Raw genomic sequence first — 25,431 nt, forward strand, 5'->3', positions numbered from 1 at the left:
GATCAGATCTCGGCGAGCGAACCCTCGTACATCCGCTCGATCTCGGCCGCGAAGTTGGCCTCCACGCCGCGCCGCTTGATCTTCAGCGACGGCGTGATCTCACCATCCTCGATGGTCAGGTCGCGCGGCAGGATCGTCACCTTCTTGATGGTCTCCCACCGGTTGAGCTTGCCGTTCAGCTCCTTCACGTAGCCGTCGACCATCGCCTTGGCCTCCGGCGAGGCGACGATCTCGGCGTACGACTTCCCGGCCAGCGGCCCGCCGGCCGCCCACCCGGCGATCGCGTCCGGGTCGAGGGTGACCAGCATCGTGCAGTAGTTGCGGGCCTGCCCGATCACCACCGCCTGCGACGTGTACGGGCACACCGCCTTGAACATGCCCTCGATGTGCGACGGCGCGATGTACTTGCCGCCGGACGTCTTGACCAGGTCCTTCTTCCGGTCGGTGATCTTCAGGTAGCCGTCGGCGTCCAGCTCACCGATGTCACCGGTGCGGAAGAAGCCGTCCTCGGTGAACGCGGCGGCCGTCTCGTCCGGCAGGTTGTGGTAGCCGCGCATCACCGGCTTGCCGCGGACCAGGATCTCGCCGTCCGGGTCGATCCGGCACTCCAGGTCGCCGAGCGCCTGGCCGACCGTACCGATCCGGAGCTGGCCCGGCCGGTTGACGAAGTTGCCGGCGCTCGTCTCGGTCAGGCCGTACCCCTCGGAGATCGGCAGGTTGGCGGCGGCGAAGAACTCGCCGATGTCCTTGCTCAGCGGTGCGGCACCGGAGACCAGCACCCGGATCCGGCCGCCGAGGCGGGCCTGGAGCTTGCTGAAGACCAGCTTCTCGGCCAGCCCGTAGCGGAACTTCAGCCCACCCGGCACCGGCTTGCCGGCCTGTTCCAGGGCGACCTTCTCCAGGCCGGTACGGACCGCCCAGGAGAAGATCTTCGCCTTGGCGCCGCCGCCGTCCCGGGCGGTGGTGACCGCCTTGTTGTAGACCTTCTCGAAGACCCGGGGGGCGCCGCACATCAGCGTCGGCCGGACCACGGCCAGCATCTCGACCAGCTTGTCCACCCGGCCGTCGACGTACGTCCGCAGGCCGACGTGGATGACGCCGCAGATCAGCGTCTTGCCGAACGAGTGCGACAGCGGCAGCCAGAGGTACTGGAGGTCGTCGGCGATGAGCAGGTTGTTCTGGCCCTGCGCGATCCCCTCCCAGCACCAGCCGCCGTGCAGCAGTTCGACCCCCTTGGGCCGGCCGGTCGTACCCGAGGTGTAGATCAGCGTCGCCAGGTGGTCCGGCCCGATCTCGGCCACCACCTTGTCGATCAGATCCGGCTCGGCCGCGAGTGCCTCGCGGCCCCGCTTCTCCACCTCGGCCATCGTCAACTGCGGGAACGGGGCGGCCGGGTCCGGCTCGCCGTCGATGAGGATGACGTGGGTCAGTGCCGGCAGGTTCGCGTCGGCGAGCTTGCCGGCCTGCATCGGGTTCTCCGCCACCACGACCTTGGAGCCGGAGTCGGCGACGATGAAGGCGGCGTCCTCCGGCTCGGTCGTCGGGTAGACGGTGGTCGTGGCCCCGCCGGCACACATGATGCCCAGGTCGGCCAGCACCCACTCGAGCCGGGTGCCGGCGACGATCGCCACCCGGTCCTCGCCGCTGATCCCGAGCCCGCGCAGGCCGGCCGCGAACGCCTTGGCCCGGTCGCCGACCTGCGCCCAGGTCAGCCAGACCGGCCCGGAATCGTCCGCGGCGGGGTGGGCGAACGCCTCGCGGTCGGGAGTCTTCGCGATGCGCTTGAAAAACATGTCCGGGATGGACCGGTAAGGGACGTCAAGTGTCATATTGGGGGCCGCCTCCGGGGTCGAGGTAGTGTGCGTGATCGTGGTCACGTTAATTCAGTGTTACCGAGGCTATTTGCGCTGACCACTTTCGGCTAGTCCCGGCCGGCCGTGTCGGCATCCGTCAGCCGGGCCGGACGAAGCCGGCCCCCGGCGTCGGTGACGCGGGGAGCCGGCTGGCGTGCTGCGGTACGGCCACGGTGACCGTGGGCGGTGGGGTCAGTCGTCGTAGCGGTCGTCGTCATCGTCGTGGTCATCGTCGTCGTGGTCGTCGTCATCGTCGTCGTCCTGCTCGAACTTGACGATCTCGCCGGTCTCCCGGTCGACGTCGACCTCGTACTCGACCTGGCCCTTGTAGATCTCGACCTCCCAGACCGGGCGGCCGTGCTCCCGGTCCCGGTCGACCTCCTCGACGGTGCCGCCGCCCACCCTGCCGAGCGCGATCTCCTTCGCGCGCTCGGCGGAGATCGCGTCGCCACCCGACGCCGGGCCGCCGGTCGGGCTGCTCTGCGTCGGGGCCGGGCTGCTCGTCTCCCCGCTGGTCGGACCGGTGGTGGGCGCGGTGTCGGGCGTGCCGGGCGTACCCGGGGCGCTCGTCAGCGCGACGCTCGTCGTCTGCTGCCGGTTCTCGATGGTGTCCGACGCCGCCGCCACGCCGAGTGCCGTACCGGTGAACGCAAGGGCGGCGACTCCGCCGACGGCCAGGGCGACGATCGACTTGCGGGTCATGGTGGAACCTCCTTCGGTTGCTCGTAGCCAAGAGGTTCGCCCGGATCGGGATAGGGCCGCGCTGTGGCAACGCTAAGGCCGGGTTAAGGACCGCCGGGCCGCCCGGCCGTGGTCGAGACGCCCCGGCGGGGCGACCGCCTCAACGGCCGACGCCACCGGCAGGGCTTGGGCCACCGGCAGGGCTGGGCCGCCGGCAGGGCCGGGCCGCCGGCAGGGCCGGGCCGCCGGGGTATTGCTGTCGTGGCCCACAGCGAATTCGGCGTAACGACAGCGAATTCGCTGTGGGCCGCCACACTTACCCATCCCCGGAACGCCCGTGGTGCCCCCGGCACGCGTCCTCGCGATCTTGCACTTGTCGCCCGACATTCCGGGCAGAAGGGGGAGACAAGTGCAAGATCGCGGGGCGGGGGAACGGGGCAGAGGGCGGGGGCACGGGGACGGGGCGGCAGGGGCGGGTGGGGGTCAGGTGGGGTGGGTGAGGGGGCCCAGGGTCAGGGTGATCCGGGCGCCGCCGGTGGGGCCGGCGCTCAGGTCGAGGCTGCCGCCGCTGGACTGGGCGGCCCGGCGGGCGATGTCGAGCCCCAGACCGGTCGAACCGCCGCGGCTCTCGCCCCGGCGTACCTGGTCGGCCGGCAGCCCCGGCCCCTCGTCCGCGACGGTCAACAGGGCGCCGCCGCCCGGCCCCGGGGCCAGCGTCACCGTGAACGCGGTCCCGTCGGGGGTGTGCGCGAACACGTTGCCCAGCAGGGCGTCCAGGGCCGCGGCGAGGTCGTCGGCGGAGAGCCGTACCGGCAGCGGGCCGGCGGCGAGGTCGAGGGTGACGGCCCGGCCGGTGTCCTCGGCGAGCACGGACCAGAAGTTGACCCGGTCGCCCACGACGGCGGTCGCCTCGCAGCCGTCGTGGGCCGGAGTGTCGCTGCGCTTGCGGGCCTTGGTGATCAGCCCGGTGACGGCCCGTTCCAGGGCGTCGACACCGGCGGTGATCCGGGCCGCGTCGGCCGGGTCGGCCAGCGACTCGGCCTCCAGACGCAGCGCGGTCAGCGGGGTACGCAGCCGGTGCGACAGGTCGGCGACCTGCTCGCGTTCCTCGCGCAGCAGCTCCTGGATGCGGCCGGCGAGGTGGTTGAGCGCGCCGGCGACCTCGCGCAGCTCCGGCGGGCCGGACGGGGTGGCGCGGGCGGTCAGCTCGGCCCGGGCCAGGCGGTGCGACACCTCGGACAGTTCGCCGATCGGCCGGACCAGGTTGCGGGCCAGCCGGTCGGCGACCAGCAGGCCGAGCAGCACCAGTGTGGCGCCGAGCCCGGCGAGCACCAGCCAGGCCCGGTTCACGCCGCGGGTCAGCTCGTCGTCGGGGACGAAGGTGCGTACGACGGCGGTGCCGTCCGGCCGGCCCTGCACCGCGACCACGATCTCGTGGCCGCCGGCGCTCTCGGCGGTGAAGCTGCGGCCGCGCGCGGCGAGTTCGACCGCCGGGGTACGCGGTGCCGGCGTACCGAGCACCGAACCGTCGGGCAGGAAGATGGTGACCGGCTGGCCGGACGCGGCGGCGACCTGCTCGGCGCTCAGCCGCAGGGTGTCCGGGTCGGCCGCGCCGACGGCGGCGACGATGCCCTGCACCTCGGCGGTGGCGGCACCGACGGCCCGGTCCTGGGCGACGGTACGCAGCAGCAGCGCCAGCGGCACCAGGAAGGCGACCAGCACCAGGATGGTGGTGGCGGCGACCAGCAGCGACAGCCGGCGCCTCACCGGGGCTCCGCCGGCGCGTCGAGGCGTACCCCGACCCCACGCACCGTGTGCAGGTAGCGGGGTTCCTGCGCGGTCTCGCCGAGCTTGCGGCGCAGCCACGACAGGTGCACGTCGACGGTCTTGTCGGCGCCGCCGTACGGCACCTGCCAGACCTCGGTCAGCAGTTCGCGTTTGCTGACCACCTGGCCGGCCCGGGCGGCGAGGTGGTGCAGCAGGTCGAACTCGCGCGGGGTCAGGTCGAGCGGGGCGCCGGCGAGGCTGGCCAGCCGGGCGGCCGGGTCGACCCGCAACTCGCCGACGGTCACCGTGCTGTCGACCGGCTCGCTGCCGCCGCGGCGCAGCACCGCCCGTACCCGGGCGTCGAGCTGGGCGGCGGTGAACGGCTTGACGACGTAGTCGTCGGCGCCCGCGTCGAGCCCCCGGACGATCTCCGCCTCGTCGTCGCGGGCGGTCGCGATGATCACCGGTACCTTGCTGACCGCGCGCAGCATCCGCAGCAGTTCCAGGCCGTCGAGGTCGGGCAGGCCGAGGTCGAGTACGACGAGGTCGGGCCGGTCGTCCAGGGCGTTCTGCAGGCCACCGAGGGCGGTGTGCGCGGCGGCGACGGCGTGTCCGCGGTCGCGCAGCGCGCGGATCAGCGGGGTCCGGATCGCCAGGTCGTCTTCGATGATCAGCAGGCGTGCCACAGCAGGCACGTTATCCCGGTCGATCGGCGTTCACGGCACCCGTTAACCCTCTTTTAGGGTTCCCCGGCCCCGACGTTAACGGCGGCGGGTGGATAGTCGGGGCATGCGCCGTCGAACCGTACTCGCCGTGGCCGGCTGGCTGGCCGCCGTCGCCGCCGCCACCCTCACCGGGGTGGGGGCGGTGAACGTCATCGGGGCCGGGATCACCGGTGGCTCCGCGGGCGACGTCTACAGCCAGGAGCGGATCGCCCGGGACCTGGCCCTGCCGCCGTCGGCCGGCCCGACCGGCCCGGCACCCGAGCCGAGCCCGAGCGCCACGCCGACCACGCCGGCCGCGACCCCGGAACCCCGACACGCCCTGTCCACCCCGGGCGGTACGGTCGTGGCCCGCTGCGTCGGCGGCGAGGCGGAGCTGACCTCGTGGACCCCGCACCAGGGGTACGGGGCGTCCGACGTCGACCGCGGCCCGGACGACGACGCCGAGGTCACCTTCAACGGCCCGGGCGGCAGCTACGAGGTCAGCGTCACCTGCGTCGACGGGCAGCCCAGGGTGACCTGGGAGCTGGACGACTGACCCCGCGCCGCCCACCCTCCTCGATCTTGCACCTGTCGCCCGGCGAATCCGGCGAACGGGGGAGACAACCGCAAGATCGCGGGGAAGGTGCGGGGCGGGCGGGGGTCAGAAGCCGAGTTTCGCCTCGCGGAGGCGGGCCGCCAGCGGCGGGGAGCCCTCGATCTGGGCGCGGGCGGCCCGCTGCCGGCCGCTGAGGAACAGCACCAGTTCGGCCGGGGCGGCGACGAGCCGCAGGCGGTCACCGCCGGCGCCGGCGGACGTCTCGCCGTACCCGGGTGCCTGCACGAGCACGGCGGCGCGGAACCTGCGCAGGCTCAACCGGGCCAGCGTCGACGCCCGCCGCCACAGCGTGGCCTGGAAGTCGGCGGTCAGTTCGCGCGGGTGCCAGCCCGGCTGGGCCCGCCGTACGTCCTCGTGGTGGATGAAGAACTCCATCGTGTTCGCCGCCCGGTCGAACAGCGGGTTGCTGATCGGGCTCCACCACGGAGGATGGCGCACGAGTTCCACGATCTCCGGGTAGGGTCGGCCGGCGATCCGCAGACGCACCCGCTCGGCATACCCGCGCAGCGGCGGCAGCACGATGCCGCCGGCGGCGTCCGGCCGGCGTTCCCGGACGATCAGGTGGGCCGCCAGGTCACGGGTGCGCCAGCCGTCGTTCAGGGTGGGAGCGTCGGGGCCGACGGCGAGGAACAGGTCGGCCAGGTCCCGGCGTTCGGTCTGGGCGTACGTCGGCATTCCTGGATCGTAGGCGCGATCGGCCTTCCCGGCGCGCCGGCCGGTGCGACACCCGGCGGTGCCCGACTGTGACGGCGGTTACGTCTGTTACCAGGTCGTCACAGCGGGGCCGGGTGGGTCAGGATGGGGGGTCGCCCCGGTAAGGCCGGGGTGCGGGTAGGGGAACTTACGGCGAGGGGCGCCCCGGTGGGACCGGGCGACGGTACGGCAACTCACGGCGGGGGACAGTGTGGCGAAGACGAGTCGGGACATCCTGCTTCGAGGAATGCGGATCCTCGGATACGCCATCCGGGAACAGCCCAGGATCTTCACCGTGGCGGTGGCCGGCAGCCTCGTCTTCGGCCTGGTGACCATCGCGAGCGCCTACGTGGTCGGCGCGATCGTCGGCGAGGTCGCGGCGCCCGCGGTCACCGCCGGCCGGGTCGACGTGAGCCTGCTCGCCCTCGGGGCCGCGACCCTGTTCGGGATCAGCGTCGTCAAGGTGGTCGGCATCTTCGGCCGCCGGCTCGGCGCCGGTTTCATGCAGTACCGCCTCCAGGCCAGCTACCGCCGCCGGGTGACCCGCCGCTACCTCGACCTGCCACTGTCGTGGCACCAGCGGCACGCCACCGGCACGCTGCTGTCCAACGCCAACTCCGACGTGGAGGCGGCCTGGTACCCGATCGCGCCGCTGCCGTTCGCGGTCGGCACGGTCCTGATGCTGCTGGCGGCGATGGGCTCGCTCTTCGTCACCGACTGGGTGCTGGCCCTGGTCGGCCTCACCATCTTCCCGGCGCTGTTCGCCCTCAACGTCGTCTACTCCCGCCGGATGGCGCCCCGGCAGGCGCTCGCCCAGCAGTTGCGGGCCGAGGTCTCCGCGATCGCGCACGAGAGCTTCGACGGCGCCCTGGTGGTCAAGACCATGGGGCGTGAGGCACCGGAGACCGAGCGGTTCGCCGGCCGGGCCGGCGAGCTGCGCGACGCGCTCATCGGGGTCGGCCGGCTGCGCGGCGTCTTCGACCCGCTGCTGGAGACCCTGCCCAGCCTCGGCACCCTGGCGATCCTGCTGGTCGGCGCGGCCCGGCTCAGCCAGGGCGCGATCACCGTCACCGAGCTGGTCAGCGTCGCGTTCCTGTTCACCGTGCTCGCGTTCCCGGTCCGTGCCATCGGCTGGGTGCTCGCCGAACTCCCGCGCAGCGTCGCCGGCTGGGACCGGCTCGTCCGGGTCCTCGAGGCGACCGGCGAGATGGCGTACGGCCGGACCGAACTCGACCGGCGCGGCGGCGCCCCGGCCACCCTGACCTTCGACCGGGTCAGCTACGCCTATCCCACCGGCGACGACGACCGGCCGGGCCAGCCGGTGCTGCACGACGTGTCGTTCACCGTGCCGGCCGGTCGCACCGTGGCACTGGTCGGGCCGACCGGTTCCGGCAAGTCGACGATCGCCTCGCTCGCCGTCCGGCTGGTCGACCCGTCGTCCGGCACCGTCGACCTCGACGGGGTCGACGTACGCGATCTCGCCGCCGACTCGCTCGCCGGCACCGTCGCGCTCGTCGCCCAGGTCCCGTTCGTCTTCGACGACACCGTACGGGCCAACATCTCGCTGGACCGGTCCGGCATCGGCGACGAGGACGTGTGGGCGGCGCTGCGGCTGGCCGAGGCGGACGGGTTCGTCGCCCGGCTGCCCGAGGCGCTGGACACCATGGTCGGCGAACGCGGCACGTCGCTGTCGGGCGGGCAGCGGCAGCGGCTCACCCTGGCCCGGGCGCTGGCCGGCCGGCCCCGGCTGCTGGTGCTCGACGACGCCACCAGCGCCGTCGACCCCCGGGTGGAGGCCGCCATCCTCGCCGCGCTGCGCGATCCCGGAGCCGGGTCGGGCGGCGGATCCGGCACCGGTACGTCGATCCTCGTCGTCGCCTACCGCCGGGCCACGATCGCGCTCGCCGACGAGGTCGTCTACGTCGAGCACGGCCGGGTCGTCGCCCGGGGCAGCCATCAGGCGCTGCTCGCCGACGTGCCCGGTTACGCCAGCCTGGTGACCGCGTACGAGCGGGCCGAGGCCGAGCGGGAGCGCGAGAAGCCGTACGAGTCCGACGACGCCGCAGCGACGAGCCCGACGGCGCAGCGCAGCGAGGTGACGCCGTGAGCGAGCGGAGCGAGCGAACGGTTGGGCTCAGTCCTGGGCACGGCGGTGCCGAGCGCAGCGAGGTGACGCCGTGAGCGAGCGGAGCGAGCGAACGGTTGGGCTCAGTCCTCGGTACGGCGGTGCCGAGCGCAGCGAGGTGACGCCGTGAGCGTGAGGAGTGAGCGAGCGCAGCGAGTGAGCCCCGCAGTCGCGAACGAAAGGCGAGCAACAGTGAGTGACACGACTGCCGCGACGGAGAGCACCTGGCGGACGATGCGCCGGGGGCTGGCGCTGTCGCCGGAGTTGCGCACCGGGCTCGGCGGCACGATCGCGCTCGCCCTGGTGGCGATGGTCGGGCGGGCCGTGGTGCCGGTCGCGATCCAGCAGGGCATCGACCGTGGCCTCGCCGCCGAGGACGGCCCGGCTCTCGGGGTCGTCGGCGCGGTGGTGGCGGTGACGGCCGCGATCCTGGCGGTGACCACGCTGTGCGGCTACCTGATGATGCGCCGGCTCTTCACGGTCAGCGAGACGGCGCTGGCCGGGATCCGGACCCGGACGTTCCGGCACGTGCACGACCTGTCGATGCTGCACCAGCAGTCGGAGCGGCGCGGTTCGCTGGTGTCCCGGGTGACCAGCGACATCGACCAGGTCAGCCAGTTCCTCCAGTGGGGCGGGGTGATCCTGCTCATCAACGGCGGTCAGGTCGTGGTCACCGCCGTGGTGATGTCGGTCTACTCGTGGCAGCTCACCCTGGTGGTCCTGGCCGCGTTCGTCCCGGCGGTGATCGTGATCCGGGCGTTCCAGCGCCGGCTCGCCGGGGCGTACGGCGTGGTCCGCCAGCGGACCGGGGCGATGCTCGCCGCGGTGTCCGAGACCGTCGTCGGCGCGCCGGTGATCCGCGCCTACGGGGTGTCGGGCCGGATCGCCCGGCGGCTGGACGAGACGATCGACCAGCACCGGGTCGCCCAGCAGCGGGCGATCCGCACGAGCGTGACCAGCTTCTCGGTCGGCGAGATCGCGACCGGTCTGGCGCTGGCGGCGGTGGTCGTGCTCGGGGTCCGGCTCGGTGTCGACGGCTCCATGACGATCGGACAGCTCACCGCGTTCCTGTTCCTGGTGACGCTGTTCGTCCAGCCGGTGCAGATCGCGACCGAGGTGCTCAACGAGGCGCAGAACGCGATCGCCGGCTGGCGGCGGGTGCTCGACGTGCTCGACGTGGCGCCGGACGTCGCCGACCCGGGCGAGAAGGGCCGGGACCTGCCGGCGGGGCCGATCGACGTACGGTTCGCCGACGTCGCGTACGCCTATCCGGCGGGCAACGGGGAGCGCGGGCCGAACGTGCTCTCCGACGTCACGCTGGAGATCCCGGCGAAGACCCGGGTGGCGGTGGTCGGGGAGACCGGTGGCGGCAAGACGACGTTCGCGAAGCTGCTGACCCGGTTGATGGATCCGACGCGGGGCGAGGTGCTGCTGTCCGGGGTGCCGCTGACCGACGTACGGTTCGAGTCGCTGCGCCGGCGGGTGGTGATGGTGCCGCAGGACGGGTTCCTGTTCGACACCACGGTCGGCGACAACGTGCGCTTCGGGCGGCCGTCGCTGACCGACGGGGAGCTTTCGGCGGCGTTCACCGATCTCGGGCTCGCCGACTGGGTCGACGGGTTGCCGGCCGGGCTCGACACCCCGGTGGGGGAGCGCGGCGAGGCGCTCAGTGTCGGGGAGCGGCAGTTGGTGGCGCTGGCCCGGGCGTACGTCGCCGACCCGGACCTGCTGGTCCTGGACGAGGCGACGAGCGCGGTCGACCCGGCGACCGAGGTACGCCTCCAGCGGACCCTGGAGGCGGTGACGCGGGGGCGTACGACGGTCGCGATCGCGCACCGGCTCTCCACCGCGCAGGCGGCCGACGAGGTGATCGTCGTCGACAAGGGGCGGGTGGTGCAGCGGGGGCCGCACGCCGAGCTGCTGCGGGACCCGGGTTCGGTCTACGCGCTGCTCTTCGCCTCCTGGCTGGAGCAGACCCGCTGATCCCGCCGGCCGGTCCGGCGGCGCGGGGGCGACCCGCCGGCCGGTCCGGCGCGGGGTGAACCCCTGGCCGGTCCGGCGCGGGGTGAACATCGGCCGGGGCGGCGGCCGGGGAGGAGGCCGCCGCCCGCGGGTCAGCGCGAGTAGAACTCGACGACGAGCTGCTCGTCGCAGAGGATCGGCACCTCGCGCCGGGCCGGTTCGCGCAGCAGGGTGGCGGTCAGGTCCGACAGGCTGACGGACAGGTACGGCGCGGTCGGGCCGTCCGGGGCGTATCCGCCGGCGGCGGCGACCTGGAACGGCGGCTTGGTCCGGCTGCGCTCGCGTACGGTCACGATCTGGCCGGGCCGCAGCCGGTACGACGGCCGGTCGACCTTGCCACCGTCCACTGTGAAGTGTCCATGGGCGACGAGCTGGCGGGCCTGGTAGATGGTGCGGGCCAGCCCGGCCCGGTGCACGACCGCGTCGAGGCGGCGTTCGAGCAGGTTGACCAGTTGCTCGCCGGTCTTGCCGGTGCTGCGGGCCGCCTCGTCGAAGGCACGCCGGAGCTGGGTCTCGCTGATGTTGTACTGGTGCCGCAGCCGCTGCTTCTCCAGCAGTCGGACCTGGTAGTCCGACGTCTTGCGGCGGGACCGGCCGTGCACTCCCGGCGGGTACGGGCGCCGCTCGAAGTACTTGGTGCACTTGCGGGTCAGCGGGATGCCCAGGGCCCGGGAGAGTCGCACCTTCGGACGAGCTTGGTTCACGTGGACGCCTCCTGGTTGATAAGTTAGCCTCTCCTAACTTAGGTAAGGCTAACGGATGCCGGAGGACGATGTCATGCAACCCAGCCCCGCCGAGGTCGCCCGTACTCTCGCCGCCGGCCGACTGGCCGGCACCGCGCACGTCGCCTGCCGGCCCGGCCCGCATCCGGTCCGCCACGTCACCGACCCGTCCGGACAGCTGCTCCTGCTGACCCGCGCCGGCACGCTGCCCGCGTACGCCCTGCACCCGGCCGACGGCGCCGACGACGTCGCCGTCGTGCTCGACGTGCCGGACGTCCCGCCGGTGACCGGATCGCCGTCGCTCGGCCGGGTCTGGATCTCCGGCTGGGCCGCCGAACTGACCGGCGCCGCCGCGGTCGCCGCCGCCGTCGACTACGCCGCCGTCGACCCGACCGGCGACCTGCTCGACGTCGGCCGGGGCATGGTCCTGCACCGGGTCGACGTCGCCGAGGTGCGCCTCGAGCGCGCCGGCGTGATGATCGACATCGACCCGGACGACTACGCCGAGGCCGAACCCGACCCGCTGCGCGACGAGGAGGGCGAACTGCTCGCCGACCTCGGCGACCACCACGTCACCGAGATGGCCGGATTCATCCGCCGCCAGTTGCGCGGCGCCGGCCACGACCACGAGCCGGACCACCAGCCGCAGGTGGTCCGGCTCGACCGGTACGGCTTCGTCGTCGCGATCGGCCCGCCCGGCTCGCGCTACTGCGCCCGGCTGGCGTTCCCCCGCCCGGTGACCGACCGCGCCGACCTGGCCAAACTGCTGCACCCCGTGCTCTGCCACCGCTGCGGTGAAACGGCCCCCCGCCGCTGAGCCCCGGCCCGCTCCGGGGGGCGGCACGCGCGCCGGGCCCCGGCCGCCACGTTGATCAAGGGGATGTATGCCGCGACTCGGGCGGCGAACACCACGACTAGTCCTTGATCAACGCGGCAACCCGGCGGGGTGGGTCAGCCGGTGCGGCGGCGGAGGGTGGCGGCGGCGAGCACCAGGGCGACGACCGCCGCCCCCGACACGATCGCCACGTCCCGCCACATCGTGCCGGTCGGCTCGGCGTTGGCGCCCACCTCCTGCAGCGCCTCGACCGCGTACGACAGCGGCAGGACGTCGCTGACCGCCTGGAGCCAGCCGGCCATCTGGTCACGGGGAACGAAGAGCCCGCAGAGCAGGAGTTGCGGGATCACCACCACCGGCATGAACTGCACCGCCTGGAACTCGGTGCGGGCGAAGGCGCTGCAGAACAGCCCGAGCGCCACCCCGAGGACCGCGTCGACCACCGCGATGAGCAGGACCAGCGCCGGGCTGCCGGCCGTGTCCAGGTCGAGGAGCCAGTACGCCACCCCGGCGGCGACGCCGGCCTGCACCACCGCGGCCAGGCCGAACGCGATGCCGTACCCGAACAGCAGGTCGAGCCGGCGCAGCGGGGTGGTGAGCAGCCGTTCCAGGGTGCCGCTGGTCCGCTCGCGCAGCATCGCGATGCTGGTCACCAGAAACATGATCACGAAGGGGAAGACGCCGAGCATCACCAGCGCCACCCGGTCGAAGGTGGCCGGCTGGCCCGGCGGCACCGGCTGGTCGGCGTACATGAAGTCGAGCAGGGTGAGCAGCACCGCCGGCACCACCACGAGCAGTGCGACCGTACGCCGGTCGTGGCGCAGTTGCCGCAGGACCCGGCCCACCGTCGCCGCCAGGATGCGCCCGTTCACCGGTCGGCCTCCCGCCTGATCAGGCGCAGGAACGCCTCGTCGAGGTCGGCGGTGCCGGCGTCGGCGCGTACCGCGTCCGGGGTGTCGTCGGCGACCAGCCGGCCGTCACGGATCAGCAGCAGCCGGTCGCAGCGGCCGGCCTCGTCCATCACGTGGCTGGAGACCAGCAGCGTGGTGCCGCGCGACGCCAGGTCGTGGAACCGGGCCCACAGGTCGGCGCGCAGCACCGGGTCCTGGCCGACGGTGGGCTCGTCGAGCACGACGATCTCGGGTTCGCCGACGAGGGCGCAGGCGAGCGAGGCCCGGCTGCGCTGGCCGCCGGAGAGCGTGCCGACGATCTGTCCGGCGGCGTCGGCGAGGCCGACGTCGGTCACCGCCCGGTCGGCGGCGGACCGGGGCAGGCCGTAGAGCGCCGCGAAGTAGCGGGCGTTCTCCCGTACGGTCAGGTCGGCGTAGACGCTGGGGGCCTGGGTGAGGTAGCCGAGCCGGCGGCGCAGCGGCGCGGAGCCGGCCGGCTGACCGAGCACGGTGACGCCGCCGGACCTGATCCGCTGCACACCGACCACGGCCCGCATCAGGGTGGTCTTGCCGCTGCCGCTGGGGCCGAGCAGCCCGGTGACGGCGCCGCGCGCGATCGTGCAGGAGATGCCGTCGAGCACCCGCCGCCCACCGCGCTCGACCACCAGACCGGTGACCTCGATCGCGCTGTCCATGGCCCCTCCTCGATGAGGCACGTCCAGGCTAGTGGGTCCGGACGCGCCGTGGCGGCCCGACCGGGTCGGCCCTGGTCCCGGGCCCGGCCCCGACCGGCGGACGCGGGCGCGGCGGGCTTGACTTCGAGTGCGCTCGAACTGCCAGGCTGGGTACGTGGACACCCAACTGACCGAACGGACGCTCACCGTCGGCGAGGCGGCCGAGCGGGTCGGCCTGACCACCTACACGCTGCGCTGGTACGAGCAGGAGGGGCTGGTCGCCCCGGTCGGGCGGGACACCGCCGGCCGGCGTCGCTACACCGAACGTGACGTCGACTGGCTGGTCCTGCTGACCCGGCTGCGCCGTACCGGCATGCCCGTGCGTGACATGCGGCGCTACGCCGAACTCGCCCGGCAGGGGGACCGGACCAACGCGGCCCGGCTCGCCCTGTTGAAAGCGCACCGGGACCGGGTACTCGCCCGGATGGCCGAACTCGAGGAGGACCTCACCGTGCTCAACTACAAGATCGGTTTCTACGACGGCGCGTCGGCCGGGTGCGAGGCATGATCCGCCGCCGCCTGGGCGCCGCCGGCCCGGAGGTCTCCGCGATCGGGCTCGGCTGCATGGGTATGAGCTTCGCCTACGGCCAGCCCGACGACGCCGAGTCGACCCGTACCCTGAACCGCGCCCTCGACCTGGGCGTCAACCACCTGGACACCGCCGACATGTACGGCTGGGGCGCCAACGAGGAACTGCTCGGCCCGGTCGTGCGGGCCCGCCGCGACGAGGTGTTCCTCGCCACCAAGTTCGGCAACCGGTCCAGCGGCGGGGGAGCCACCGGCCAGCCCGGCGCGTACGTCGACAGCAGCCCGCAGTGGGCCCGGGAGGCGTGCGACGCCTCGCTGGCCCGGCTCGGCATCGACACCATCGACCTGTACTACCTGCACCGGCGTGACCCGGCGACCCCGATCGAGGACACCATGGGCGCGCTCGCCGACCTGGTCTCGGCCGGCAAGGTACGCCTCGTCGGCCTGTCGGAGGTCAGCCCGGCGACGCTGCGGGCGGCGCACGCCGTGCACCCGGTCGCCGCCGTGCAGATGGAATACTCCCTGTTCACCCGGGACGTCGAGGGTGGGATGCTGGCCACCTGCCGGGAACTCGGCGTCGCCCTGGTGGCGTACTCGCCGGTCGGCCGGGGCTGGCTCACCGGCGGGATCACCTCCCGCGAGCAGGTCAGCGGCGACTGGCGGGCCGGCGCACCACGGTTCGCCGAGGAGAACTTCGCCGCCAACCTCGCCCTCGTCGACCGGGTCCGGGCCGTCGCCGCCGACATCGGCTGCACCCCGGCGCAGGCGGCGCTGGCCTGGCTGCTCGCCCGCGGCGACGACATCCTGCCGATCCCGGGCACCAAGCGGGTCCGCTACCTGGAGGAGAACGCCGCCGCCGCCGACGTGCGGCTGACCGCCGGGCAGGTCGCCGAACTGGACTCGGCCGTGCCGGCCGGCGCGGTCGCCGGGCAGCGCTACCCCGAGGCGGCGATGCGGTACGTCGGCCACTGACGGCACCGCACCGGCGGCTGACCGGGCCCGCCGGACGGCACCGGCGGAACCAGGTGCCGCCGGCCGGGGCGGTGTCGTGGGGCGGGGTCGGCGGAGCCGGGACCCGTGCTGGAGAATCGGGGACTGTGCCCGTACCTGAACTGAACCCGGACCGGTCGCCCACCGCGCCGCCCCCGGCCACGGCGACCCCGGCGGCGGCCGGCGCCGTCCGGCCGTCGGACCTCGACCCGGCGGTCGCCGCCCGGCTGCGCCGCAACGCCGACGGCCTGATCGCCGCGGTCGTCCGCGAGCACGCCACCGGCGAGGTCCTGATGGTGGCGTGGATGGACGACGAGGCGCTGCACCGCACGCTGACCACCGGCCGGGCCACCTACTGGTCACGCAGCCGGTCGGAATACTGGGTCAAGGGCGCCACCTCAGGCCACCACCAGTACGTCCGCTCGGTGGCCCTGGACTGCGACGGCGACGCGGTGCTGGTGAGCGTCGAGCAGGTCGGCGCCGCCTGCCACACCGGCAACCCGACGTGTTTTTTCCAGGACCTGCCCGTGGTACAGGGCAAGCCGACGACCGGGCCGGAGGACGACCGATGACGACCGGAGCGGTGAGCCCCGACGAGGCGACCTTCGCACTGCGGGCCCGCGCCCGCCGGGTGGTGCCGGTGATCCGCCGGCTGCTCGCCGACGGGGAGACCCCGGTCGGGGTCTACCGCAAGCTGGCCGGCGGGCCCGGCACGTTCCTGCTCGAGTCCGCCGAGCAGGGCGCCGCCGGTGCGACCTGGTCGCGCTACTCGTTCATCGGCGTCCGCAGCAGCGCCACCCTGGTCGAGCGGGACGGCGAGGCGGTCTGGCTGGGCACCCCGCCGGCCGGGCTGCCGACCGGCGGCGACCCGGTGCGGGTGCTGCGCGAGACGGTGGCGGCGCTGGCCGGCAGCGCCGACCTCGACGCCGACAGCGGCCTGCCGCCGCTGACCGGCGGCATGGTCGGCTATCTCGGCTACGACCTCGTCCGCCGCTTCGAGCGGCTGCCGGCGCGGGCCGACGACGACCTCGGGGTGCCCGAACTCGGCATGATGCTCGCCACCGACCTCGTCGTCCTCGACCACCACGAGGGCTCGGCGATCCTGGTCGCGAACGCGGTGCTGCCCGACGACCCGGACGCCCCCGACTGGCACCGGCAGGTCGCCGCCGCCTACCACCACGCCGTCGGCCGGCTCGACGCGATGACCACCGCGCTGTCCCGGCCGATCCCACCGATGATCTCCACGGTCGACGCGCCACCGATCGGCGACGTGGTCTGCCGGACCGCCGACGGGGCCTACCCGAAGGCCGTCGAGGAGGCGAAGGAGGCGATCCGGGCCGGCGAGTGCTTCCAGATCGTGGTCTCCCAGCGGTTCGAGCGCGAGACCACCGCCGACCCGCTCGACGTCTACCGGGTGCTGCGCACCACCAACCCCAGCCCCTACATGTACCTGCTGCGCTTCGACGACTTCGACATCGTCGGCTCGTCGCCGGAGGTGCACCTGAAGGTGACCGGCGGCAACCGGCGGGTGCTGCTGCACCCGATCGCCGGCACCCGCCCGCGCGGCGGCACCCCGCAGCACGACGCGGCGCTGGCCGCCGAACTGATCGCCGACCCGAAGGAACGCGCCGAGCACGTGATGCTGGTCGACCTCGGCCGCAACGACCTCGGCCGGGTGTGCGTGCCGGGCACCGTGGAGGTGCCGGAGTTCGCCACGATCGAGCGCTACAGCCACGTCATGCACATCGTGTCGACCGTGGTCGGGCAGTTGCGCCCGGACCGGACGGCGTTCGACGCGCTGGCCGCGACGTTCCCGGCCGGCACCCTCTCCGGCGCGCCGAAGGTACGCGCCATGGAGATCATCGAGGAGTTGGAGCCGACCCGGCGCGGGGTGTACGGCGGCACGGTCGGCTACTTCGGGTTCGGCGGCGACATGGACATGGCGATCGCCATCCGCACCGCGCTGATCCGGCGCGGCCGGGCCTACGTGCAGGCCGGCGCCGGCATCGTCGCCGATTCCGACCCGGCCGCCGAGGAGCAGGAGACCCGCAGCAAGGCGGCGGCCGTGCTGGCCGCGATCGCGGCGGCGGAGACCCTGCGGCCGGCGCGGTGACCGGCGACCGGCCCGAGGACGGCGCCGACGCCGGGGCGCCCCGGCCGGCACCGGTCGCCGGGCGCTGACGGTCGCGGTGCTGCTCGGGCTGGCCGGCGCCGGCCTGGCCAGCTACGCGGTGACCCGTACCTGGGCGGTCGAGCTGACCCCGCGGGCCGCGCCGTTGCCGCCGACCCGGACCACGTCGACCGGCGGCGACCTGCTGCCCTGGGTGACGGCGCTGGCCCTGGTCGCGCTCGCCGGGGCCGGTGCGGTGCTGGCCACCCGGGGTGCCGTACGCCGGCTCGTCGGCGTGCTGCTGACGCTGATCGGGCTCGGGATCGCCGCCGGCGGCGGCTACGGGCTGGTCGGCCTGAGCGACGTCGACGTCGGTCCCGGCTGGCCGCTGCTCTGCCTGGCCGGAGGCCTGCTGGTCGCCGCCGGTGGGGCGTCGACCGCGGCCGGCGGGCACCGCTGGCCGGCGATGGGGGCCCGCTACGACCGTTCGACCGGTGCCGCGCGCCGGGCGGCCCCGGCCCGCGGTGCCGACGGGCGGGTCGGTGGCGCGGGTACGGCGGCCGCCTGGGACGCCCTCGACCGGGGCGAGGACCCGACGGTCAACTGATCCGTCGTTGTGGCCCCGTCGCCCCTCTCGATCGTCTGCGGGTGGGACGTACCGCGCCCGGCGTGTCGACCGCCTGAGCATCAGACGATCAGGACGGCGTGCGGGCGGCGCGGGGGCGGCGGCTGTCGGGCGCGGAATCCGCCGGTCAGCGGGCCAGGACGGTGGCCGGCTCGACCGGCTCGCCGGCCGTGGCGGTGTCGTGGCCGGGGATGGTGGTGTCGGAAACGGTGGTGCGCTCGGCCGCGAGGGCGCGGTCGGTCGCGTTCAGGGTCGCCACCAGGCGCTGGATCTCGGCCCGCTGGTTGGCCCGCTCCCGGTCGGCGCAGATGGCGGCCCAGGCGTTGCCCCGGGCGGTGCGGATCCGGGCCTCGCCGACGACGGCCCGCTCGACGGTGTCGACCACCCCGGTCGCGATCGACAGCACGGCCCGGGGGATCGAGAGCAGACCGATCGGGGTGCCTCGCTCGGCAGTGTTCATCTTCATCTCCGCAGTGGGACGTCTTCGCCGGGAGTGTTTCGGGTCGCCAGTGCGCCAGCCTGCCCGAAACCGATGCTGCCCGGGGCGTGTTTCGCCCGGGTGACCTGCGCGTCAACGGTTCGGGTGACCGGGGCCGGAGCGGGGTCGGTGCCCGGCCGCCTGGTTCGCGTACCGCCGTGCGGCCTTGTCCAGGATCGCCGATTCCGGGCCCGGCCGCCCGTCGTCTTGACCGACGTCACAACGTGGCCCGGACCACCCCGGCCCGGACCGGCATCACGCGGTCCCGGTAGGTGGACTGCGGTCGATTGAAACTTGTGTTCTAATCCTGGGGTGCGTCTCGGTGGGGGGCTGGATACTCAGCGTGATCTTGTCTTCACAGGCCGGGCATTATGCACCAGCCCATCGGGTGAGGCACGCCATACCCCGGACGGTGTTCACGGCGTGGCGCCACCTAGCATCGGCCCATGACACCCGGAGAGGGGAGTCCGTAGGTGAGTGCTGAGCATGCCCACGCGGAAGATGGCGGCGCCGGGCCGGCGGCCTCCAAGAACGTGCTCGACGAAATCCTTGCCGGGGTGCGGGAGGACGTCGAGCGACGCCAGCAACTGCTCCCGCTGGAGCGGGTCCGCGAGCTGGCCGCCGCGGCACCGCCGCCGCGCGATGCGTACGCCGCACTGCGCCGCCCCGGCGTCGGGGTGATCGCCGAGGTCAAGCGCGCGTCGCCGTCCAAGGGGCCGCTGGCCGACATTCCCGACCCGGCGGACCTCGCCGGTGACTACGCGGCCGGCGGCGCCCGCTGCATCAGCGTGCTCACCGAGGGGCGCTGGTTCGGCGGGTCGCTGGAGGACCTGGTCGCCGTACGGGCCGCCGTCGACGTGCCGATCCTGCGCAAGGACTTCATCGTCTCCAGCTACCAGGTGCACGAGGCCCGGGCCAACGGCGCCGACCTGGTGCTGCTGATGGTCTCCGCGCTGGAGCAGAACGTGCTGGTCGGGCTGCTGGAGCGGATCGAGTCGCTGGGCATGACCGCCCTGGTCGAGGTGCACACCGAGGAAGAGGCCGACCGGGCCCTGGAGGCCGGCGCCCAGGTGATCGGCGTCAACGCCCGCGACCTGCGCACCCTGGAGGTCGACCGGTCGGTCTTCGAGCGGATCGCCCCCGGCCTGCCGAGCAACGTCGTCAAGATCGCCGAGTCCGGCGTACGCGGCCCGCACGACCTGATCCGCTACGCGTCGGCCGGCGCCGACGCCGTACTGGTCGGGGAGGGGCTGGTCACCAAGAAGAGCCCGCGGGACGCGGTCGCCGAGCTGGTCAACGCCGGCAACCACCCGGCGACCCCGAGGCCGGTCCGGTGACCGCCGCCGACACCGCGGCGCTGCCCGACCCGCGTGGCCACTTCGGGCGCTACGGCGGCCGGTTCGTCCCGGAGGCGCTCGTCGCCGCGCTCGACGAACTGGAGGCCGCCTACCGCAAGGCGCAGGGCGACGAAGCCTTCCAGGTGGAGCTGGCCGCGCTGATGCGGGACTACGCCAACACGCCGTCGCCCCTCTACCGTGCCCGGCGGCTGTCCGAGCGGGCCGGGGCGCAGATCCTGCTCAAGCGGGAAGACCTCAACCACACCGGCGCCCACAAGGTCCGCAACGTGCTCGGCCAGGCGCTGCTGACCCGGCGGATGGGCAAGCGCCGGGTGATCGCCGAGACCGGCGCCGGGCAGCACGGTGTGGCCAGCGCGACCGCGGCCGCCCTGCTCGACCTGGAGTGCGTCGTCTACATGGGCGAGGTCGACACCGAGCGGCAGGCGCTCAACGTGGCCCGGATGCGGATGCTCGGCGCCACCGTGGTGCCGGTGACCAACGGGTCGCGCACGCTCAAGGACGCCCTCAACGAGGCGCTGCGCGACTGGGTGTCCAGTGTGGACACCACGCACTACCTGCTCGGCACCGCCGCCGGCCCGCACCCGTTCCCCGAGATCGTCCGCGACTTCGTCGGCGGGATCGGCACCGAGGCCCGCGAGCAGTGCCTGGCGCTGACCGGCGCGCTGCCCGACGCCGTGGCCGCCTGCGTCGGTGGCGGCTCCAACGCCATCGGCATCTTCCACGCCTTCGTCCCCGACACCGACGTGCGCCTCTACGGCTTCGAGGCCGGCGGCGACGGCGTCGCCACCGGCCGGCACGCCGCCTCGATCACCGGCGGCTCGTCGGGGGTGCTGCACGGCGCCCGCACCTACGTGCTGCAGGACGAGGACGGGCAGACCGTCGAGTCGCACTCGATCTCGGCCGGGCTCGACTACCCCGGTGTCGGCCCCGAGCACGCCTGGCTGCACGACGCCGGCCGGGCCAGCTACCTGCCGGTGACCGACGCCGACGCGATGGCGGCGTTCCAGTTGCTGTGCCGCACCGAGGGGATCATCCCCGCGATCGAGAGCGCCCACGCACTGGCCGGCGCCCTGCAGATCGCCCCCCGGCTCGCCGCCGAACTCGGCCGGGAGCCGACCATCGTGGTCAACCTGTCCGGCCGCGGCGACAAGGACGTCCACACCGCCGGCAGCTACTTCGGCATCCTCGACGGAGAGCAGGCATGAGCGAGCGCGAGCGAGCCATCGGGCGCGGTGTCGCAGACGCCGCCGCCGAGCGTAGCGAGGTGGCGGCGTGAGCATCTCCGTGGCGTTCGAGAAGGCCCGCGCCGAGGGCCGGGCGCTGCTGATCGGCTGCATGCCGGCCGGCTTCCCGACCGTCGACGGCAGCATCGCGGCGATGACCGCGATGGTCGAGGCCGGCGTCGACGTGATCGAGGTCGAGATCCCGTACTCCGACCCGGTCATGGACGGGCCGGTCATCCAGCGGGCCAGCGACATCGCCCTGGCCGGCGGCGTACGCACCAGGGACGCCCTGCGGATCATCGAGGCGGTCGCCGCGACCGGCGCCCCGGTCGTGACCATGACCTACTGGAACCCGATCGAGAAATACGGCGTCGACGCGTTCGCCCGCGACCTGGCCGCCGCCGGCGGCACCGGCCTGATCACCCCGGACCTGATCCCCGACGAGGCCGACGAGTGGCTGGCGGCCTCCGACGCCCACCAGATCGACCGCACCTTCCTGGTGTCGCCGTCGTCGACCGACGCGCGGATCGCGATGACGGTCGAGCACTGCCGGGGGTTCGTCTACGCGACCGCGGTCATGGGTGTCACCGGGGCCCGGGAACAGACCTCGTCGGCGGCGCCGACCCTGGTCGGCCGGGTCCGCGCGGTCACCGACCTGGCCGTCGGTGTCGGGCTCGGCGTCGGCACCGGTGCGCAGGCCGCCCAGGTGGGCTCCTACGCCGACGGCGTCATCGTCGGCAGCGCCCTGGTCCGCTGCCTGCTCGACGTTCCCGACGAGGCCACCGGGCTGGCCGCGCTGCGGACCCTGAGCGCCGAACTCGCCGAAGGCGTCCGCCGCCGCTAGCGGCTCCGCCGCCGGTCGTCGGCCGGCGGCGGCAAACCCGCAGCCGGACCGGGGTGCCGCCCACCGGCGTACGACGGTAGCCTGTGCACCCGTGACCCTCGCTTCGCTCCCGGTCCAGGCGACTTCATGGTCCGGCCAGGACTACCTCGCGGCCCTGCCCAGCCCCTCCACGGCGGTCTGGCAGATCGGACCGCTGCCGATCCGGGCCTACGCGCTGTGCATCGTGCTCGGCATCGTCGTCGCCTGCGTCGTGACCGAATACCGGCTGCGTAGCCGGGGCGCCCCGCCGTGGGCGGTGCTCGACATCGCCGTCTGGGCGGTGCCGTTCGGCATCGTCGGCGCCCGGATCTACCACGTGATCACCTCGCCCGAGGCATACTTCGGCGAGGGTGGCGACCCGCTCTCGGCCCTCTACATCTGGGAGGGCGGCCTCGGCATCTGGGGCGCGGTCGCCGGTGGCGCGGTCGGCGCCTGGCTCGGCGGCCGCCAGATCGGCATCCCGCTGACCGTGATCGCCGACGCGCTCGCCCCCGGGTTGCCGCTGGCGCAGGCCGTCGGCCGGTTCGGCAACTGGTTCAACAACGAACTCTACGGTGGGCCGACGACGCTGCCGTGGGGCCTGCAGGTGCACCGGATGGACCCGGAACGCCCCGGCCACGCGCTGCTCGACCCCGAGGGCAACCCGGTGCTCGAACCCGGGCTCTACCACCCGACGTTCGCGTACGAGGCGCTGTGGAACGTCGCCGTCGCCGGCCTGGTGCTGCTCGCCGACCGGCGCTGGAAGCTCGGCCGCGGCCGGGCCTTCGCGCTGTACGTGATGGGCTACACCGCCGGCCGGTTCTGGATCGAGATGATGCGGACCGACGAGGCCAACGAGATCCTCGGCGTACGGCTCAACGTCTGGACCGCCGCCCTCGTCTTCGCCGCCGCGCTGGTCTACTTCCTGCGCGTGCGCGGCCCCCAGGAGTTCCTGGTGCCGATCGGTGGCCGGTGGGAGCCGCCGGCCGGAGCAGACGGGCCGCGCGGCGACGTCTCCCAGGTCGACGTCTCCGGCACCAACCGTCCCGACAACCCGGCACCGGACGGCTACCGGGTGGTGACCGAGCAGCAGTACGCCACCTACCTGGAAACCGGTCAGGTCCCCGACGACGACCCGCCCGCCGGGGCCGACGAGCGCCCCGCCGGACCGGACGGCCGGCACGACGACCTCGACGGCGACACCGCGACCGCGGACGACGAGCCGGCGCGCGACGAGCCCGCCGGAGTCGACGCCGGGAAGCCGGCGACCGGCGGCACAGGCACCACCGGCGAGGCCACCGCCCGCGGCGACGACCGCTGACCCGGCGCGGGGAGGCACGGCGACCATGCGTACGGCTGTCGTCGTCGGCGCGGGCATCGGCGGGCTCGCCACGGCGGGCGCGCTGGCCCGCTCCGGCTGGCAGGTGACCCTGCTCGAACGCGCCGACCGTCTGCGGGCCGACCACACCGCGATGGTGCTGTGGCCGAACGGGATCCGGGCGCTGCACGCGCTCGGGCTCGGCGCGGGCCTCGACGCCATCGCCACGCCCCTGCCCGACCTGGGCGTACGCCGCCCCGACGGGCAGTGGCTGGTGCAGCCACGCAAGCCCGCCCCGCCGCCCGGTGCCGGGCGGGCCGTCGTCGTGCACCGGGAGGACCTGCACGACGCCCTCGTCGCCGGGCTCGGCGACCGGGTCGACATCCGCACCGGAGTCGCCGTACGGGCGCTGCGCTCCGCCGCCGGCGAGCGGCCGGCGGTCGACGACGGCCGGCAGACGTTCGAGGCCGACCTGGTCGTCGCCGCGGACGGGATCGACAGCACGCTACGCCGCAGGCTGGCTCCGGAAGCGGCCGTCGTCAGCTCCGGCTGCGCCGCCTGGCGGGCCGTCATCCCCTGGTACCGGGCACCGCGGCTCCCCGCCGACGGGCCGGTCGGTGGCGAGTTCCTCGGCGCCGGCTACCGGTTCGTGGCCGCCTCGCTCGGCGAGCGCGGCTCGTCCGGCGGCTCGACCCGCGGCGGCATCTACTGGATCGCCACGGCGGCCGGCGCTCCCCGGCCGGAATCCCCGGCCACCCAACTCACCCTGCTGCGCCGCTGGCTCGCCGGCTGGCCCGCCCCGGTCGGCGAACTGCTCGCCGCGACCGAACCCGACGACCTGGTGCAGCAGGAGGTACGCGAACTGCGGCCGCTGCCGAAGGCGTACGCGTTCCCGGTCGGCACCGGCGGCTTCGCGCTGCTCGGCGACGCCGCGCACGGCATGCCGCACCACCTCGGCCAGGGCGCCTGCCTGGCGTTCGAGGACGCCGCCACCCTCGCCGCGGTGCTGCGTTCGGCGCTGCCCGGTCCCGGCGCCCGGGCCGCCCTGTCGACCTACCAGCGGCTGCGCCACACCCGCACGGTCACCGTCGTACGGCAGACCCGGCGGATGTCGGCGGTGCTGCGTACCCGGGGCCGGCTGGCCCTGCGCGCCCGGGACGCCGCCCTCGGCACCATCAGCCCCCGCCTGATGGGACGGGCGGCGGCCGCCGCGACGGGCTGGCAGCCGCCGGACTGACGCCGGTCAGCGCGGGGTGCCGGCGAGGGCGGCGAGGCGTTCGGTCGACAGGCAGGAGACCAGGCAGCGTTCCTTGGCGTCACCGGTGAGCAGCGCCGTCCACCCGGTGAAGCCGCCGTCGCCCAGCTCGACGGCTTCCGACCCGTCGCCGGCGGTCAGCCGCAGCGCGGCGGCCACGTAGTAGCCGCGGCCGCGCTCCCGCCCGGGCTCCTCGACGAGGGCGACGCCGCCGCCCGTGGCCAGGGCGGGCACCACCGTGTCGGCGACCCGTTCGGCCACGACGGGATCGTCCAGCACCGTGTACCGCAGTCGCGGGGTGGCGGGCAGCGCGTCGAGCACCCGCTGCCAGTACGAGAGGTGGCGGACGAGCAGCCGGGCCTCGGTCCTGCCGGAGCCGGTGTCGCGGGCGCTGGACACCAGCGCGAAGAGCCGGAAGTGCGCCGACATCCCCGGCCCGAAGGGCTGGGCCCGCAGGTGACGGTGGCTGGCCGCCAGGTGCACCTCGCCGGCCGCCGGCTGCCGGCGGCGCCGGACGGCGGCCTCGACGGCGAGCGCGTTCGTCGCGTCGCTGACCACCTCGGTCGCCCGCATCGTGGAGACGATCCGGTCCTGGCTCACCGGGGCGACCGCCGAACAGATGCCCAACGGTACGACCGGCGACAGCTCCACCCCGGCGAACTCGGCGGGCAGCAGCCGCCACAGCCGGGCCTCGACCTCGGCCAGCACCCTCGGGTCGCTGTCGGCGGGGCGTACGAAGCGGTCGTCGCGCCACCGCCGCAGCAGGTCCGCCGGCCGGACCGCCGCCGCCCGGGTACGGGCCACGTCGAGCAGCGCCGTCCGCAGGTCCGCCGGCGCGAGCCGGGCCGTCAGGGCGTCGCGGGCACCGTCCGGCAGCCGCCCCCAGACCCGTCGCTCCGCATCGGTCATGTGCCGCTCCCCGCTCCGCTCGGTCATGTGCCAGCCTCGCTTCGCTCAGCCGGCACATGACTACTCCTGAGCCGGCCGATGCCCTCGCTGCGCTCGGTCATGGCGGTCACCGTGGCAGCCGGCCGGCATCCTG

24 protein-coding genes are annotated in these 25,431 nt (G+C 74.2%); 14 read left to right on the forward strand and 10 right to left on the reverse strand.

Annotated features, from left to right (window positions below; translation table 11 throughout):
* Positions 1–2: 2 nt before the first annotated feature.
* The 4 genes from QCD66_RS09565 to QCD66_RS09580 all read right to left on the reverse strand — a co-directional run bounded on the left by QCD66_RS09565 (position 3) and on the right by QCD66_RS09580 (position 4,987).
* Complete coding sequence (locus tag QCD66_RS09565; RefSeq protein WP_375734861.1) at positions 3–1,829, reverse strand: AMP-dependent synthetase/ligase; 1,827 nt, start codon at positions 1,827–1,829, stop codon at positions 3–5.
* A gap of 216 nt (positions 1,830–2,045) precedes the next feature.
* Complete coding sequence (locus QCD66_RS09570) at positions 2,046–2,555, reverse strand: PepSY domain-containing protein (RefSeq protein WP_375734862.1); 510 nt, start codon at positions 2,553–2,555, stop codon at positions 2,046–2,048.
* Between the two features lie 462 nt (positions 2,556–3,017).
* On the reverse strand, positions 3,018–4,301 hold the full coding sequence (locus QCD66_RS09575) for a HAMP domain-containing sensor histidine kinase (protein WP_364215576.1): 1,284 nt from the start codon (positions 4,299–4,301) through the stop codon (positions 3,018–3,020).
* Positions 4,298–4,987 (reverse strand): response regulator transcription factor, encoded by a 690-nt coding sequence (locus QCD66_RS09580; RefSeq protein WP_357540726.1) that lies wholly within the window; start codon positions 4,985–4,987, stop codon positions 4,298–4,300. The genes QCD66_RS09575 and QCD66_RS09580 overlap by 4 nt, the downstream gene beginning before the upstream one ends.
* A gap of 103 nt (positions 4,988–5,090) precedes the next feature.
* Between QCD66_RS09580 and QCD66_RS09585 the strand changes: the two genes are divergently transcribed.
* A complete protein-coding gene (locus QCD66_RS09585) occupies positions 5,091–5,561 on the forward strand; it encodes a septum formation initiator (protein ID WP_375734863.1) in 471 nt (156 codons plus the stop codon).
* A gap of 105 nt (positions 5,562–5,666) precedes the next feature.
* On the opposite strand, the gene QCD66_RS09590 is transcribed toward QCD66_RS09585, so the two are convergent.
* Entirely contained in the window at positions 5,667–6,296 is a 630-nt protein-coding gene (locus tag QCD66_RS09590; protein WP_364215569.1) for a TIGR03085 family metal-binding protein, read from the reverse strand.
* A 250-nt stretch (positions 6,297–6,546) separates the two neighbouring features.
* Between QCD66_RS09590 and QCD66_RS09595 the strand changes: the two genes are divergently transcribed.
* Both QCD66_RS09595 and QCD66_RS09600 read left to right on the forward strand, forming a co-directional pair.
* Positions 6,547–8,421: an ABC transporter ATP-binding protein gene (locus tag QCD66_RS09595; RefSeq protein ID WP_375734872.1), complete on the forward strand. Its 1,875-nt coding sequence runs from the start codon at positions 6,547–6,549 to the stop codon at positions 8,419–8,421.
* Between the two features lie 252 nt (positions 8,422–8,673).
* A complete protein-coding gene (locus QCD66_RS09600) occupies positions 8,674–10,422 on the forward strand; it encodes an ABC transporter ATP-binding protein (RefSeq protein WP_375734873.1) in 1,749 nt (582 codons plus the stop codon).
* A 131-nt stretch (positions 10,423–10,553) separates the two neighbouring features.
* Here QCD66_RS09600 and rpsD read toward each other — a convergent pair whose 3' ends face one another.
* Entirely contained in the window at positions 10,554–11,165 is a 612-nt protein-coding gene (gene rpsD / locus QCD66_RS09605) for a 30S ribosomal protein S4 (protein WP_375734864.1), read from the reverse strand.
* A gap of 73 nt (positions 11,166–11,238) precedes the next feature.
* On the opposite strand from rpsD, the gene QCD66_RS09610 reads away from it, so the two are divergent.
* Entirely contained in the window at positions 11,239–12,000 is a 762-nt protein-coding gene (locus QCD66_RS09610; RefSeq protein WP_357540734.1) for a DUF2470 domain-containing protein, read from the forward strand.
* A gap of 134 nt (positions 12,001–12,134) precedes the next feature.
* On the opposite strand, the gene QCD66_RS09615 is transcribed toward QCD66_RS09610, so the two are convergent.
* Both QCD66_RS09615 and QCD66_RS09620 read right to left on the reverse strand, forming a co-directional pair.
* Positions 12,135–12,890 (reverse strand): ABC transporter permease, encoded by a 756-nt coding sequence (locus tag QCD66_RS09615; protein WP_364215564.1) that lies wholly within the window; start codon positions 12,888–12,890, stop codon positions 12,135–12,137.
* Entirely contained in the window at positions 12,887–13,603 is a 717-nt protein-coding gene (locus tag QCD66_RS09620; RefSeq protein WP_375734865.1) for an ABC transporter ATP-binding protein, read from the reverse strand. The genes QCD66_RS09615 and QCD66_RS09620 overlap by 4 nt, the downstream gene beginning before the upstream one ends.
* Positions 13,604–13,757: 154 nt before the next feature.
* On the opposite strand from QCD66_RS09620, the gene QCD66_RS09625 reads away from it, so the two are divergent.
* The 5 genes from QCD66_RS09625 (at position 13,758) to QCD66_RS09645 (ending at position 17,877) form a co-directional block, all read left to right on the forward strand.
* Positions 13,758–14,150 (forward strand): MerR family transcriptional regulator, encoded by a 393-nt coding sequence (locus tag QCD66_RS09625; RefSeq protein WP_357540748.1) that lies wholly within the window; start codon positions 13,758–13,760, stop codon positions 14,148–14,150.
* Positions 14,147–15,142 (forward strand): aldo/keto reductase, encoded by a 996-nt coding sequence (locus QCD66_RS09630; protein ID WP_364215557.1) that lies wholly within the window; start codon positions 14,147–14,149, stop codon positions 15,140–15,142. Before QCD66_RS09625 ends, QCD66_RS09630 begins: the two co-directional genes overlap by 4 nt.
* Before the next feature lie 125 nt (positions 15,143–15,267).
* Complete coding sequence (gene hisI, locus QCD66_RS09635; protein WP_364215554.1) at positions 15,268–15,732, forward strand: phosphoribosyl-AMP cyclohydrolase; 465 nt, start codon at positions 15,268–15,270, stop codon at positions 15,730–15,732.
* Positions 15,729–17,273 (forward strand): anthranilate synthase component I, encoded by a 1,545-nt coding sequence (locus QCD66_RS09640; protein WP_357540754.1) that lies wholly within the window; start codon positions 15,729–15,731, stop codon positions 17,271–17,273. Before hisI ends, QCD66_RS09640 begins: the two co-directional genes overlap by 4 nt.
* A 76-nt stretch (positions 17,274–17,349) precedes the next feature.
* The gene (locus QCD66_RS09645; RefSeq protein ID WP_407567079.1) at positions 17,350–17,877 is read left to right on the forward strand and encodes a Trp biosynthesis-associated membrane protein; all 528 of its coding nucleotides are present in this window, start codon (positions 17,350–17,352) and stop codon (positions 17,875–17,877) included.
* Positions 17,878–18,022: 145 nt separating this feature from the next.
* On the opposite strand, the gene QCD66_RS09650 is transcribed toward QCD66_RS09645, so the two are convergent.
* Entirely contained in the window at positions 18,023–18,355 is a 333-nt protein-coding gene (locus QCD66_RS09650) for a hypothetical protein (RefSeq protein WP_364215547.1), read from the reverse strand.
* Between the two features lie 551 nt (positions 18,356–18,906).
* On the opposite strand from QCD66_RS09650, the gene trpC reads away from it, so the two are divergent.
* From trpC to QCD66_RS09675, 5 genes are all read left to right on the forward strand, one after another.
* On the forward strand, positions 18,907–19,710 hold the full coding sequence (trpC, locus tag QCD66_RS09655) for an indole-3-glycerol phosphate synthase TrpC (RefSeq protein WP_364215630.1): 804 nt from the start codon (positions 18,907–18,909) through the stop codon (positions 19,708–19,710).
* Positions 19,707–20,936, forward strand: coding sequence for a tryptophan synthase subunit beta (gene trpB, locus QCD66_RS09660; RefSeq protein ID WP_375734867.1), 1,230 nt, complete (start codon positions 19,707–19,709; stop codon positions 20,934–20,936). Before trpC ends, trpB begins: the two co-directional genes overlap by 4 nt.
* Positions 20,937–21,003: 67 nt before the next feature.
* On the forward strand, positions 21,004–21,798 hold the full coding sequence (trpA, locus tag QCD66_RS09665; RefSeq protein WP_375734868.1) for a tryptophan synthase subunit alpha: 795 nt from the start codon (positions 21,004–21,006) through the stop codon (positions 21,796–21,798).
* A 91-nt stretch (positions 21,799–21,889) separates the two neighbouring features.
* Positions 21,890–23,137: a prolipoprotein diacylglyceryl transferase gene (gene lgt / locus QCD66_RS09670; protein WP_364215538.1), complete on the forward strand. Its 1,248-nt coding sequence runs from the start codon at positions 21,890–21,892 to the stop codon at positions 23,135–23,137.
* A gap of 25 nt (positions 23,138–23,162) precedes the next feature.
* Positions 23,163–24,371 carry an FAD-dependent oxidoreductase gene (locus tag QCD66_RS09675; RefSeq protein WP_375734869.1) on the forward strand — a complete coding sequence of 403 codons (1,209 nt, stop codon included), beginning with the start codon at positions 23,163–23,165 and terminating at the stop codon, positions 24,369–24,371.
* 6 nt (positions 24,372–24,377) lie between these two features.
* On the opposite strand, the gene QCD66_RS09680 is transcribed toward QCD66_RS09675, so the two are convergent.
* Positions 24,378–25,298, reverse strand: a complete 921-nt coding sequence (locus QCD66_RS09680) for a hypothetical protein (protein WP_375734870.1) — start codon at positions 25,296–25,298, stop codon at positions 24,378–24,380.
* Between the last annotated feature and the right edge of the window lie 133 nt (positions 25,299–25,431).

Origin of the sequence: Polymorphospora sp. A560 (assembly GCF_045781765.1) — a bacterium.
Lineage (GTDB): Bacteria > Actinomycetota > Actinomycetes > Mycobacteriales > Micromonosporaceae > Polymorphospora > Polymorphospora lycopeni.

What these genes read in the sequence shown, in the direction of transcription:
- QCD66_RS09675 (WP_375734869.1), top strand. Translation starts at nt 23,163, where the DNA reads ATGCGTACGGCTGTCGTCGTCGGCGCGGGCATCGGCGGGCTCGCCACG.
- QCD66_RS09680 (WP_375734870.1), bottom strand. Translation starts at nt 25,298, where the DNA reads ATGACCGATGCGGAGCGACGGGTCTGGGGGCGGCTGCCGGACGGTGCC.
- QCD66_RS09620 (WP_375734865.1), bottom strand. Translation starts at nt 13,603, where the DNA reads ATGGACAGCGCGATCGAGGTCACCGGTCTGGTGGTCGAGCGCGGTGGG.
- QCD66_RS09600 (WP_375734873.1), top strand. Translation starts at nt 8,674, where the DNA reads ATGCGCCGGGGGCTGGCGCTGTCGCCGGAGTTGCGCACCGGGCTCGGC.
- QCD66_RS09610 (WP_357540734.1), top strand. Translation starts at nt 11,239, where the DNA reads ATGCAACCCAGCCCCGCCGAGGTCGCCCGTACTCTCGCCGCCGGCCGA.
- QCD66_RS09590 (WP_364215569.1), bottom strand. Translation starts at nt 6,296, where the DNA reads ATGCCGACGTACGCCCAGACCGAACGCCGGGACCTGGCCGACCTGTTC.
- QCD66_RS09585 (WP_375734863.1), top strand. Translation starts at nt 5,091, where the DNA reads ATGCGCCGTCGAACCGTACTCGCCGTGGCCGGCTGGCTGGCCGCCGTC.
- QCD66_RS09650 (WP_364215547.1), bottom strand. Translation starts at nt 18,355, where the DNA reads ATGAACACTGCCGAGCGAGGCACCCCGATCGGTCTGCTCTCGATCCCC.
- QCD66_RS09565 (WP_375734861.1), bottom strand. Translation starts at nt 1,829, where the DNA reads ATGACACTTGACGTCCCTTACCGGTCCATCCCGGACATGTTTTTCAAG.
- QCD66_RS09570 (WP_375734862.1), bottom strand. Translation starts at nt 2,555, where the DNA reads ATGACCCGCAAGTCGATCGTCGCCCTGGCCGTCGGCGGAGTCGCCGCC.
- QCD66_RS09640 (WP_357540754.1), top strand. Translation starts at nt 15,729, where the DNA reads ATGACGACCGGAGCGGTGAGCCCCGACGAGGCGACCTTCGCACTGCGG.
- QCD66_RS09630 (WP_364215557.1), top strand. Translation starts at nt 14,147, where the DNA reads ATGATCCGCCGCCGCCTGGGCGCCGCCGGCCCGGAGGTCTCCGCGATC.